The 11,643-nt window shown below is 74.4% G+C and carries 9 protein-coding genes; 8 read left to right on the top strand and 1 reads right to left on the bottom strand.

The genetic code is table 11. The annotated features are described in order from the left end of the window. The first annotated feature begins 140 nt into the window (after window positions 1-140). Window positions 141-1,625, top strand: coding sequence for a S8 family peptidase (locus tag ACZ6Z8_RS30825; RefSeq protein WP_465613323.1), 1,485 nt, complete (start codon window positions 141-143; stop codon window positions 1,623-1,625). A gap of 97 nt (window positions 1,626-1,722) precedes the next feature. On the opposite strand, the gene ACZ6Z8_RS30820 is transcribed toward ACZ6Z8_RS30825, so the two are convergent. Then, complete coding sequence (locus ACZ6Z8_RS30820) at window positions 1,723-2,619, bottom strand: HipA family kinase (protein WP_465613322.1); 897 nt, start codon at window positions 2,617-2,619, stop codon at window positions 1,723-1,725. A 158-nt stretch (window positions 2,620-2,777) separates the two neighbouring features. Here ACZ6Z8_RS30820 and ACZ6Z8_RS30815 point away from each other — a divergent pair, with 158 nt between their 5' ends. The 7 genes from ACZ6Z8_RS30815 to ACZ6Z8_RS30785 all read left to right on the top strand — a co-directional run bounded on the left by ACZ6Z8_RS30815 (window position 2,778) and on the right by ACZ6Z8_RS30785 (window position 11,643). Further along, window positions 2,778-3,218, top strand: a complete 441-nt coding sequence (locus tag ACZ6Z8_RS30815; protein WP_030285618.1) for an SRPBCC family protein — start codon at window positions 2,778-2,780, stop codon at window positions 3,216-3,218. Window positions 3,219-3,385: 167 nt separating this feature from the next. Next, entirely contained in the window at window positions 3,386-4,540 is a 1,155-nt protein-coding gene (locus ACZ6Z8_RS30810; RefSeq protein WP_465613321.1) for a glycosyltransferase, read from the top strand. A gap of 504 nt (window positions 4,541-5,044) precedes the next feature. Further along, window positions 5,045-6,457, top strand: a complete 1,413-nt coding sequence (locus tag ACZ6Z8_RS30805) for a sugar transferase (protein WP_465613320.1) — start codon at window positions 5,045-5,047, stop codon at window positions 6,455-6,457. Window positions 6,458-6,463: 6 nt separating this feature from the next. Next, entirely contained in the window at window positions 6,464-7,834 is a 1,371-nt protein-coding gene (locus tag ACZ6Z8_RS30800) for an O-antigen ligase family protein (RefSeq protein WP_465613319.1), read from the top strand. After that, entirely contained in the window at window positions 7,831-9,666 is a 1,836-nt protein-coding gene (locus tag ACZ6Z8_RS30795) for a lipid II flippase MurJ (RefSeq protein WP_465613318.1), read from the top strand. The genes ACZ6Z8_RS30800 and ACZ6Z8_RS30795 overlap by 4 nt, the downstream gene beginning before the upstream one ends. Then, window positions 9,656-10,531: a polysaccharide deacetylase family protein gene (locus ACZ6Z8_RS30790; protein ID WP_465613317.1), complete on the top strand. Its 876-nt coding sequence runs from the start codon at window positions 9,656-9,658 to the stop codon at window positions 10,529-10,531. The genes ACZ6Z8_RS30795 and ACZ6Z8_RS30790 overlap by 11 nt, the downstream gene beginning before the upstream one ends. After that, complete coding sequence (locus ACZ6Z8_RS30785) at window positions 10,528-11,643, top strand: glycosyltransferase (RefSeq protein ID WP_465613316.1); 1,116 nt, start codon at window positions 10,528-10,530, stop codon at window positions 11,641-11,643. Before ACZ6Z8_RS30790 ends, ACZ6Z8_RS30785 begins: the two co-directional genes overlap by 4 nt.

The following is an 11,643-nucleotide window of genomic DNA, read 5'->3' as shown; positions in this document are numbered from 1 at the left end:
AACCGGCGTTCTTGGTTGAGATGTGACGATCAGATGACTGCCTCTTGCGCTTTTCAGCGAATATTCATTAACGTCCCGGTCATCCCAGCGCACCTGCCACACCGCAGCTGCCGCTTGACGACTCGGGAGGGCCTACCCCAATGAGAGTTACTCGGATCAGCCGGACCCGGTACGCGGCAGTGGGCCTCGTGCTCGCCACCGCCGGCGCCCTCGCGCTCCCGGCCGGCACCGCCGTCGCGGCGCCCACCGGCGACTCGACGACCGGTCCGCTGCTCAGCTACGTCGTCAACACCAAGGCCAACCACGGTCAGGTGCAGAAGGTCGAGAAGGCCATCACCGGCCTCGGCGGCACTGTGGTCCAGTCCTACGAGCAGGTCGGCGTCGTGATCGCCCGCTCGAACGACACCGCGTTCGCGGAGAAGCTGCGCCTGGCCAAGGGCGTCGACTCCGTCGGCGCCAGCCGCACCAAGGGCATCCTCGCCTCCGACCAGGGCGAGGCCGACGTCGCCGCCGAGCCGACCGGCGCCGCTGCCGACGGTCAGGAGCCCTACGAGCCCAACCAGTGGGACATGCGCCAGATCGGCGTCGACAAGGCGCACAAGCTCTCGCTCGGCAGCCGCAACGTCACCGTCGGCGTGCTGGACTCCGGCATCGACGCCACCCACGAGGACCTGGCCGCCAACGTCGACGCCTCGCAGTCGGTCTCCTGCCTCGACGGCAGGACGAACACCGACTGGAAGGCCTGGCAGCCGACCACCAGCGACCACGGCACCCACGTGGCCGGCACCATCGCCGCCGCCAAGAACGGCAAGGGCGTCATCGGTGTCGCCCCGAACGTGAAGCTGGCCGCGGTCAAGGTCGTCGACGACGGCGGCTTCATCTACCCGGAGAACGCGGTCTGCGGCTTCGTCTGGGCCGGCGAGCACGGCTTCAAGGTGACGAACAACAGCTACTACGTCGACCCGTGGATGTTCAACTGCCCGAACGACAAGGACCAGGCCGCGATCTCGGAGGCGGTCCGCAAGGCCGTCGCCTTCTCGCAGCGCAAGGGCGTCCTGAACGTCGCCGCCGCGGGCAACGAGAACATCGACCTGGCGCACAAGACCACTGACGTCGCCAGCCCGGACGACACCAAGCCCGGCAGCCGCCCGATCACCAACGACTGCCTGTCGCTGCCGACCGAGCTGCCCGGCGTGATCGCGGTCTCCGCGGTCGGTGTCAACGGTGACAAGTCGTACTACTCCAGCTACGGCAAGGGCGTCGTCACCGTCGCCGCGCCGGGCGGTGACGCCCGCTATCAGATCCCGAACACCCCGGACAAGAACGGTCGCATCCTGTCGACCATCCGGGGCAACAAGTACGGGTACATGCAGGGCACCTCGATGGCCACCCCGCACGTCACCGGTGTGGTCGCGCTGCTCGCCAGCACCTTCCCGTGGGCCAGCGCGGACGAGCTGACCGAGCTGCTCACCAACCAGGCCGAGTCCCACGCCTGCCCGACCGGCGTGTACAACCCGGGCGACACCGGCAAGTTCACCGCCACCTGCGAGGGCGGCGCGGACGACAACGGCTTCTACGGCGCGGGCATCATCAACGCCGAGAAGGCGGTCCAGTGGTGGCGCTGACGCGCTGACGCGCTGACGCGCTGAGGCGCTGACCACCGGGGAGCGGGGCCACGGGCCCCGCTCCCCGACTGCGTCCGGTCACCGGGAGGCCCCGGGATCAGCCCTCGAAGTGGTGCTCCCAGACCGTCTCCACCGACGGCTTGCCGTGCAGGTCCGGCACCTCCTGCAGCCAGGCCGGCCGACCGGCCCGGGTGCGGGCCGCGCGCCGCAGCTCCGCCTCGCGCAGCTGCTCCGGGGTGGCGAACCCCTCCGGCAGCCACTCCTCGGAGAGCACCGCCCGGGCGGCCAGGTGGTCGACGTACGCGCGCCGGACGGCGTCCACCGAGTCGAAGCCGGGCTCGTCGGCCAGCCACTCGTCCGGGACCAGTGCCACCACCTGCTCCAGAAGCTCGACCGTGACCAGCGGCCCGAGGTCCTCGTCGGCCAGCCGGACGTCCGGGGCGCAGGCACCGAGCGCGTGGGCGCTGAGGTCGTACCGCTTGCCGACGGACGCCTCGGCGGTGGCCCAGCGGTGGTGGAAGATCAGCGCGGCGCCGTTGTCGATCAGCCAGAGCCGCCGGTGCCAGACCACCAGGTTGGGGTTGTGGACGGTGCGGTCGACGTTGCCGGTGAGCGCGTCGAGCCAGACCACCCGCCCGGCCTCGGCGGAGTCCACCGGGACCGCCCCCGGCCGGTAGTCCGCGGCCCCGGGCAGCAGGTCCATCCCGAGGTTGAGCCCGGCGCTGGCCCTGAGCATGTCCTGGATCTCGGTGTCCGGCTCGTCCGCGGCCACCACCGGATCGAAGTCCACCAGCCGCAGCTCCGGCACCCGCAGCCCGAGCCGCCGGGCCAGTTCACCGACGATCACCTCGGCCACCAGCGCCTTGCGCCCCTGGGCGGCACCGGTGAACTTGACCACGTACGTCCCCAGGTCGTCGGTCTCCACGACCCCCGGCACCGAGCCCCCCGCCCGCAGCGGGTCCACGTAGCGCAGCGCAGTCACCAGATCGAGCACACCGGTCACCCTATCCTCTCGGGCCGGTCCGCAGACCTCCCGCCCGCGGGCCGGCGTCTGCGGACCGGCCCGCCGCGTGAGCGCTCCGCCGCTGTGATTGGCTTGCCGGTGAGAACGGTCCGCCAGACCGGTACCCACCACACGAGGAGAGCAAGGTCATGGGACAGGTGCAGGCCACCACCGAGCGGGTCTACGACGCCGCCCCCGAGCGGGTGTACGAGGCGCTGGCCGACTACCAGGTGACCCGCCCCAAGCTGCTGCCGGCGCAGTACAGCGAGTACGAGGTGCGGGTCGGCGGCACCGGTGCCGGCACCCAGGTGCACTGGAAGCTGCAGGCCACCGAGAAGCGGGTGCGCGACTGCCTGTTCACCGTCTCGGCGCCGAAGCCGGACCAGCTGGTGGAGAAGGACGCCAACTCCAGCATGGTGATCACCTGGACCGTCGCGGCCGCCGGCGAGGGCCGCTCCAAGGTCACCGTCACCGCGACCTGGCAGGGCGCGACCGGCATCGGCGGCTTCTTCGAGCGCACCTTCGCCCCCAAGGGCCTGAACCGGATCCACGACCAGGTGCTGGCCAACCTGGCCGCCGAGGTCCGCTGACCGGGCCGGAGTACCAGCCGTTCGGATGGACCGGGTGAATCGCCCGGAGTTTCGAGCGGCTCGTCCGCCCGTACGAGCGGCAAGCCGTACGGGTGGACGGCCCGCCACCTGCGGGTGACGGCGGCGCCGCGGCGTGGGAGAGCCACCCTAGGCTCGCCGCCGTGCATATGACGATCCTTCACATTTCGCAGCCGGTGGACGGCGGAGTCGCCCGCGTCGTCGTCGACCTGGTCCGGGGGCAGCGCGAGGCCGGGCACCGGGTGCTGGTCGCCTGCCCGCGCGGCGGGCGGCTGGCCGAGGAGGCCGCCGCGGTGGGCGCGCTGGTCCGAGACTGGTCCGCCGACCGCTCGCCCGGCCCGGCCACCGCCGCCGAGACCTGGCGGCTGCGCCGGATCGTCCGGGCCGCCGCGCCCGACGTCGTCCACCTGCACAGTGCCAAGGCCGGCCTGGCCGGCCGGCTGGCCGTGCGCGGCGCGGTGCCGACCGTCTTCCAGCCGCACGCCTGGTCCTTCGCCGCCGTGGAGGGCCCGATGGCCGCCGCCACCCTGCGCTGGGAGCGCTTCGCGACCCGCTGGGCGCACCGGCTGCTGTGCGTCAGCGTGCAGGAGCGGGCGGACGGGGTGGCCGTCGGGGTGCACGCCGACTGGGCGGTGGTGCCCAACGGCGTCGACGTCCGCCACTACGCGCCGGCCGACCGCCGGGCCGCCCGGATCGCGCTCGGGCTGGACCTGGACGCCCCGCTGGCGGTCTGCGTCGGGCGGCTGTGCCGGCAGAAGGGCCAGGACGTGCTGCTGGCCGCCTGGCCGGAGGTGCTGCGCCGGGTCCCGCGGGCCAGGCTGGCGCTGGTCGGCGGCGGGCCGGAGGAGCAGCGGGTGGCGGAGGCGGTCCGGGAGTCGGCCGAGCCGTGCCGGGTCCGGCTGGTCGGGGACGTGCCGGATCCGCGCCCGTGGCTGGCGGCGGCCGACCTGGTGGTGCTGCCCTCGCGCTGGGAGGGCATGGCGCTGGCGCCGCTGGAGGCGATGGCGGCCGCCCGTCCGGTGCTGCTGACCGACGTGCCGGGTGCCCGGGAGTGCCTGCCGCAGGCCGAGCGGGCGCAGTCGGTGGTGCCGCCGGAGGATGCGGAGGCGCTCGCCACCCGGATGGCCGAAGCGCTGTCCGATCCGATCGAGTGCGAGCGACGCGGTGCCCGGCTGCGTGACCACGTGGTCGGCCGCCATGACGTCCGTACCGTGGTCGAACAGGTGGACGACCTGTACCGCGATCTGCTGGGTGCCGGGCCGGCGGCCGGACGGCGCCGGCCCCGTGTCCCAGAGCGGATCTGATCGTTTCACATGCCGTGAATCCCCGCCGTTCCGGCGCCGGAGTATTCGCACCCTCAACCGGATATGGGCGAGGCGTTCAATCCGACATACCTATTAATGGGCGGCTGGAATGAAACGGCAAGTCAACTTCCGGCCCCCCTGTACGGGTTCGGTATTGTCGGATTTTGCCTGCTTCGTTTCTATGTCATCCCGGAAATTCGCGTCCGGGCCCTTCGCGGCCGCTTCCAAGGTGACCGGCAGTTCCGCGATCGGCCCGTTCGCGGTCCCACCGAGAGCCGCCAGCGATGGCAGGTGCTGTCAGGACCGCGCCCACCGGGCCGGGACGGCCGCTCCTCGCCCATCGGTGCCGGGGGGTCGTCACCCCGGGCACACAGCAGGGGAGTTCGTGCGCTGATGACCATTGACCACGAGAGTGTGCCGCGATCCGGCGGGCCCCTGTCCGGCCCTCGTCTGCCCGCCACGGGGCTGCTCGACCGGCCGACCGGACCGGCGTACACCCGGGCCGTGCCGTCGCCCCGTCGGCACCGCAGGGCGGTCCGCTCCCGGCTCGCCCTGCCGCTCGCGATGGTCCAGGTCGACGCGATCGCGCTGTGCACCGGCACCGGCATCGCCAACCGGGCGATTGACCCGCCCGTCCCGCTCGCCCCGCTGCTCGGCGCCACCGCCGTCCTGCCCCTGCTCCTGCTGCTCAACCTGGCCGGCGGCCTCTACCGCACCCGGCTCACCCTGTCCGTCCTGGACGAACTGCCCGCCCTGGCCGTCCGGGCCGTGGTCGCCACCGCCTTCGCCGTCACCCTGGCCGGCTGCCTGGAGGGCCGCTGGCCCGACTGCGGCCCGGCCACCCCGGCCCGCCTCACCGTCCTGCTCGGCGCCCAGCTGCTGATCGCCTCCGTCGGCCGCGGCTTCCTCTACCACCTGGTCCGGCGGATCCGCCGCGGCCGCCCCAGCCCCGTCCTGGTGCTCGGCGCCGGGCAGCTCGGCCGCACGGTCGCCGCCGCCCTGCGCGACCACGGCGAGTACGGCATGCGCCCGGTCGGCTTCCTGGACGCCGACCCGCCGCTGCTGGCCGGCGACACCGACCTGCCCGTCCTCGGCGGCCGCGAGGTGCTGGAGCGCGAGGTCCGCCGGCACCGGATCCACCACGTGATCGCCACCGCCGGAGCCGCCGACGAGGCCGAGACCGCCGCCACCCTGCGCGACGCCGTCCGGCTCGGCTGCCAGGTCTGGCTGGTGCCCGCGCTGCGCGAGCACGGCTCGCTGCCCACCACCCCGATCGCCGGCGCCGACCACCTGTGGGGCTTCCCCTGCCTGCGGCTCGGCAGCCCGGCCATGCGCCGCCCCGGCTGGGCCGTCAAGCGCGCCCTGGACGTCACCGCCGCCGGGCTCGGCCTGCTGCTGCTCGCCCCGGTCCTCGCGCTGTGCGCCCTCGCCGTCCGCTTCGACACCGGCCCCGGCGTGCTCTTCCGCCAGCAGCGCACCGGCCTGGACGGGCGGGTCTTCACCCTCCTGAAGTTCCGCACCCTGCGCCCCAGCAACGAGCACGAGTCGGCGACCCGCTGGAACATCGCCCAGGATCAGCGGATGGGCGCCGTCGGCCGCCTGCTGCGCAAGAGCTCGCTGGACGAGCTGCCGCAGCTGTGGAACGTCCTGCGCGGCGACATGAGCCTGGTCGGCCCGCGCCCCGAACGCCCGTACTTCGTCATGCGGTTCAGCCAGGCCTACCCCGAGTACGCCGACCGCCACCGCGTCCCGGTCGGCCTCACCGGCCTCGCCCAGGTCAACGGCCTGCGCGGGGACACCTCGATCGAGGACCGGGCCCGCTTCGACAACCGCTACATCGAGAGCTGGAGCCTCTGGCAGGACGTCAAGATCCTGTGCCGCACCGCGGCCATGATGCTCCACCCGGACGGGAGCTGACCCGGCGTGGACCTGACCCTTCCGGCCGGTCCCGCCGCGGGGACGAGCGGGCGGTCAACCGCCTTGCGGCGGGCGCTGCCCGCGCTCGCGGACCGGCCGAGCCTGCTCGCCGCGGCGACCGTCCTGCTGGTCTGCGTGCCCGCGGGCGAGAAGGACGTCACCGCGGCCGTCCACGTCACCGCCGCCGACGTCGCCTCGCTCGCCCTGGTCGCGCTCACCGCGCTCAACCTGCTGCGCGGGCGGCTGCCCGCGATCAGCCGCACCGCCGGCCTGCTGTTCGGCGGCGTCGTGGTCGCCGCCGCCGTCGGCACCGCCGGATCGATCGACCCGGCCACCAGCCTCACCGGCTTCGTCCGGCTCACCCAGGTGTTCGTCCTGGTGCCCCTCGCCGTGCTCTGCTCGCTGCGCGACCGCACCGACCAGCGGCTGGTCCTCGGCTCCTTCGTGCTCGCCGCCCTGATCCAGGGCGTGGTCGGCGCGAACCAGTACCTCACCCGCACCGGAGCCTCCTACACCGGCCAGCCGATCCGCGCCGTCGGCACCTTCGGTGCGCTGGACATCATGGCGATGTCCACCGTGGTCAGCTACGGACTGCTGGCCGCCCTCGCCCTGGCCCTCGGCGAACGCGGGAAGGGGGGCAACGCCCGGCTCCGTCGGGCGATGTTCGCGGCGGCGGCCTTCCTCGCCCTCCCGCTCGCCGTCTCCTTCAGCCGCGGCAGCTGGATCGCCACCGGCGTCGCCGCCACCGTACTGCTGCTGCGCGCCGACGCCCGGCTGCTGGTCCGCGGCGCCGTGCTGGGCCTGGCAGCCGCCGTCGTCCTGATCGGCGGCTTCGGGCTCGGTGCCTCCGGCGTCACCGACCGGCTCAGCTCGATCGGCTCGGTCTCCGCCGCGCCCGACCAGTCCGTCTCCGACCGCTACGACCTGTGGACCACCGCCGGGCGGATCTGGCAGGACCACCCCGTCCACGGCGCCGGGCCCAAGGCCTTCCCCCGACTGCGCGACAGCCACGCCCCGCTGCGGCTGTCCTCCGGCAGCGACGCCGCCGACTCCACCATCGGCTTCCAGCGCGAACCGCTGCTCTCCCCGCACAACATGTACTTCCTGGTGCTCAGCGAGCAGGGCCTGATCGGCATCACCGCCTACGCCGCGCTCTTCCTCGCCCTGCTGCTCGGCTGCCTCCGCCACCGCCGCGGCACGGTCCTCGCCGCCCTCGCCCTGCTCACCTGGGTGCTGGTCGACTTCCTCTACGCCGACATCGGCGGCACCACCACCGTGCTGACCTCCGTCGTCCTCGGCCTGGCGGCCCGCGCGGCCTTCCAGGAGGCGCCCGGCCCCGAGCCCGCCCGGAGCGACGAGCGGGCGAGGGCACTGTGAACACGGACCGGCCCGCCACCCTCGCCTCCACCCTCCCCGCCCCCCGCAGCGCCCCCGTCGAGGCCCCCGCCCCCGGGGCCGACCGGGCTCCCCGGGGCGGCTTCCTCGCCAAGGCCTTCGGGGTCACCGCCGTGCTCAGCGCGGCCGGCTCCGGCCTCGGGCTGCTGCGCGACCTGCTGCTGGCCCGGTACTTCGGCGCCAGCCAGGGCACCGACGCCTTTCTGGTCGCCTGGACCGTTCCCGAGACGGCGGCGCCGCTGCTGATCGAGGACGCCATGTCCTTCCTCATGGTGCCCGCCTTCGCCCTCGCCCTGGTGCTGCGCGAGGAGGACCCGGACGCCCCCGACCCGGTCCGCCACCTGGTCCGCGCCACCCTGCCCTGGCTGCTGCTGGCGCTCAGCGGGCTGGCCCTGGTCGCCGCCCTGGGCGCCCCCCAGCTGGTCGAACTGCTGGCCCCGGGCCTGCCCGACCCGGGCCTGGCCGTCGTCTGCACCCGGATCACCGCGATCACCGTGCTGCCCTTCGGGGTGGCCGGCTACCTGGCCGCCGCGCTGCGCGCCCACCACGGCTTCACCGCCCCGGCCGCCATCTACGTCGCCTACAACCTCGGCATCCTGGCCCTGCTGTTCGGCTTCCACGGCCTGCTCGGCGTGCGCTCCGCCGCGCTGGGCGTGGCGCTCGGCAGTCTGCTGATGGCCGGTCTGCTGGTCGGCCCGTTCCTGCGCCGCCTGCGGGCCGGCCAGGGCGGCACCGGCCGCGGCCGGCGCGGCCGCAACACCCTCGTGCTGATGCCGCTGGCCCTGCTGCCGGTGGCCGCGTTCACACTGACCCGCCAGTCCCAGGTCTTCGTCGAGCGCTACCTCGGGTCGGCGCTGCCGGCCGGCACCATCTCGCACCTCAACTACGCGGCCAAGGTGTCCCAACTCGCCATGACCGCCGGCATCCTGATCTGCACCGTCACCTTTCCGCTGGTCGCCCGGGCGCTCGCGGCGGGGGACCTCACGGCCGCCCGCGACCGCGTCGAGAAGGACCTCGGCCAGGCCGCCGCGGTCGTCCTGCTCGGCACCGCCTTCCTGATGGCCTGCGCCCCCTCGGTGGTCTCGCTGCTGTTCCAGCGCGGCGCCTTCGGCCCCCACGACACCGCCGCCACCGCGGCCGTCATCCGGGTGTACAGCTTCGGCCTGCCCGCCCAGGCGCTGACCGGCGTGATGATCCGCCCGTACTTCTCGCTGCGCCCGGTGGTCCGCCGCGCCGGGGACCCGCGCGCCGAGGACGGCGGTCGCCGGCTGCTGGACTGGTACCCGCTCGCCGCGATGCTGCTGGGCCTCGCCGTGACCGTCACCGTCGGCCTGCTCGCCACGCCCCGCTTCGGCGCCCTCGGCCTGGCCGCCGGCAATGCCGCCGGGATCACCGCCACCGCGGCGCTGCTGCTGCGCGGCCTGGTGCTGCGCGGCATCCCGCTGCGGCTGCGCCGGGTGCTCGGCGGCCACGCCCGGCTGGCCGGCACCGCCGCCGGGGCCACCGCACTGGGGGCCGCCGCCGCGGGCCTGGCCACCGGTCCGCTGTGCTCGACCGTCGTCGGGGGCCTCACCGTGGTGCTGGCCTTCGCCGCCCTCGGTACCGGACTCGGGGCGCGCGAGGTGCGCGACCCCGTCCTCGCCGCCGCCCGGGTCATGGGGCGGGGGCCCCTCCGGCGGATCTCGCCGGGCCCGCGAAGTGCGAGCGCGCAGCTCGCCGCGCTGTCGTCAGTCGCCGATCCGACGAGATCCGCCGGAGAGGCGCTGGACCCGCCAATCGTCGCCGATGAAGGGAAGTTTCCCCATGGACAATGAACGGGGAACCCTCCGTTCGGCCCGGGCGGGCGTCACCGACGCCCCGTCCGACCGGGCGCGACTGCCCAGGAGCCGCCGCCCGGTCGGCGAACCCGCCCGCCCCGGCTCCTCCTCGCCGTGGATCCTGATGTACCACTCGGTGGCGGTCGAGAAGGAGGATCCGTACCAACTCACCGTCAGCCCCGAGCGGTTCGCCGAGCAGATCGCCTGGCTGCACAGACGAGGGCGGCGCGGGGTCTCGGTCCGGGAGCTGATGCGGGCCCGGGCCCACGGGCGGGACGACAAGCTGGTCGGCCTCACCTTCGACGACGGCTACGCGGACTTCGCCCGCTACGCCGTGCCGATCCTGCAGGCGTACGGCTTCACCGCCACCGCGTACGTGGTCGCCGACCTCCTCGGCCAGGACAACGGCTGGGACACCGAGGGCCCGCGCAAGAAGCTGCTCACCGTCGAGGAGGTCACTGAACTCGCCGCCGCGGGCTGGGAGATCGGCTCGCACGGCCTCGGCCACCGGGCGCTGCCCGGCCTGCCCGCCGACGTCCTCGCGATGCAGACCAGGGAGAGCCGGCTGCTGCTGGAGGAGGTGGTCGGCGGCCCGGTCACCGGCTTTTGCTACCCGTACGGCGCCGTCGACGCGCCCGCCGCCCTGGCCGTGCGCGACGCCGGGTACGACTACGCCTGCGCCATCGCCCACTCCCCGCTCACCGGCCGCTTCGCCCTGCCCCGCTGCTACGTCGGCGACCGCGACGGCGCCTGGCGGCTGCGCGCCAAGAAGGGCCGGCACCGGTTGCGGGACGCCGTCACCGAACTGAGGCGCCGCCGTCGGATCCGCGCCGAGCGGGCGGGCACGGAGCGCCGGTCGTGAGAGTGCTGCACATCGTCACCGGGCTCGCCTCGGGCGGCGCCGAGCGCCAACTCCACCTGTTGCTACGCCACTTGCCGTCGCACCAGCGCTGCGAGGTGCTCACCCTGACCAACCCCGGCGCGGTCGCCGACGCGCTGCGCGCGGACGGGGTGACCGTCCACCACCTCGGCATGCGCGGCAACCGGGACCTCGGCGCCCTGCCCCGGTTGGTCCGGCTGGTCCGGGCCGGCCGCTACGACCTGGTGCACACCCACCTCTACCGCGCCCAGCTGTACGGCCGGCTGGCCGCGCGGCTGGCCGGGGTACGGGCGGTGGTCTCCACCGAGCACTCGCTGCACGCCGGGGTGATCGAGGGCCGGCCGGTCACCCGGGGAGTCAAGGGGCTCTACCTGGCCGCCGAGCGGCTCGGCAGCACCACTGTCGCGGTCTCCCGGCAGGTCGCCCAGACACTGCGCTCCTGGGGCGTCCCGCCGACCCGGATCGAGCTGATCCCCAACGGCATCGACACCGCCGGCTACCGCCGCCCGCCCGCCGAGCGGTCCGCCGCCCGCGCCCGGATCCGGGCCGAACTCGGTCTGCCGGAGGGCAGTTGGGTGGTCGGCGGGGTCGGCCGCCTGGTCCCCGGCAAGCGCTTCGAGGTGCTGCTGGCCGCGCTCGTCGACCTCGACCCGGCCACCCGCCTGGTGCTGGTCGGCGAGGGTCCCGAGCGGGTTGAGCTGGAGCGCCTGGCCGGCGAACTCGGCGTCCGGGAGCGGCTGGTGCTCACCGGGGAGCGCGACGACGTGCCCGATCTGCTGGCCGCCATGGACGTGCTGGCCGCCCCCTCCACCGCGGAGACCTTCGGCCTCGGCGTCCTGGAGGGCCTCGCGGCCGGGCTCCCGGTGCGGCACAGCGCCTGTCCGGCACTGGACGAACTGCCGCCCAGCGCCGCCCCGCAGGCCCGCCGCATCCCCTCCGAACCCGCCGCGTACGCCGCCGCGCTGCGCGACCTGCGGCAGCTGAGCGGCCACATCGCCGACCCGCTGCCGCACCCGCCGGCCGTCGGCCACTACGACATCGCCCGGGTCGCCGCCGACCTGGGCGCCCTCTACGACCGACTGGCCCGCGTCTGA

The organism is Kitasatospora sp. NPDC101108, assembly GCF_055584725.1.
This window is presented reverse-complemented; position numbering and strand designations above follow the sequence as displayed.